The organism is Limosilactobacillus coleohominis 101-4-CHN (genome assembly GCF_000161935.1).
Lineage (GTDB): Bacteria > Bacillota > Bacilli > Lactobacillales > Lactobacillaceae > Limosilactobacillus > Limosilactobacillus coleohominis_A.
This window is the reverse complement of sequence record NZ_GG698811.1, coordinates 1-848: the sequence shown is the minus strand read 5'-3', so window position 1 is coordinate 848 and position 848 is coordinate 1. Positions and strand designations below refer to the sequence as shown.

General features: G+C 39.3%; 1 protein-coding gene. It reads left to right on the top strand.

What is annotated here, in order from left to right; genetic code table 11:
* Nucleotides 1-4 precede the first annotated feature (4 nt).
* Nucleotides 5-848: KxYKxGKxW signal peptide domain-containing protein (locus tag HMPREF0501_RS08465; RefSeq protein WP_040456289.1), on the top strand; the 844-nt coding region annotated here is incomplete at its 3' end.

The window sequence follows — 848 nt, the reverse complement described above, 5'->3', positions numbered from 1 at the left end:
TTTTATGCAAACGACTAAACACTTTAAAATGTTCAAAAAAGGTAAGAACTGGTGCACCATGGCATTAACAACCGCTACGGTTGTTCTAGGTGTTACTTTAGCGTCTACTGGTTCAGCGAATGCAGATACTAATACTACTGCAGATGATATGAACACTAGTGTTCAAGTTAACAGTAACGATTCTTCTAATAACAATGAAAATGTAAATGTAAATGATAATCAACAAGCAATGGCTTCACAGAGTGAAGATACTGCTGATAGCGATAGTCAAACGTCGGCTAATACAACCAACGCTGATCAAACCGCTCTGACTAAGCAAAGTAACAATGATGAAACCAGCCAACCTTCACAACCAGTATTAAATGGTTGGCAAAATGGAGTTTACTATCAAAATGGCCAAGTAGTAAAGAATAGTACCGTCGATGATGAAGATGGAACAACCTATTTGACTGATGATAATGGTCAAATGGTCAAAGACCATTTCTACAGTCAAGATGGTAAGATGTACTACTTCGGTACTGACGGAAAAGAGTATAAGGATAAATTCTACTTCAACTGGGGTAAGGCTTACTATTTTGGTAAGGACGGCGCCCGTTGGGATAATAAATTCTACCAAAATTGGGGTAAGACTTATTACTTCGGTGATGATGGTGCCCGTTGGGATAATAAATTCTACCAAAATTGGGGTAAGACTTATTACTTCGGTGATGATGGCGCCCGTTGGGATAATAAATTCTACTTAAATTGGGGTAAGATGTACTACTTTGGTGCCGATGGCGCCCGTTATGATAATAAGTTCTATTTCAACTGGGGCAAAGCATATTACTTCGGTGATGATGGCGCCCGCT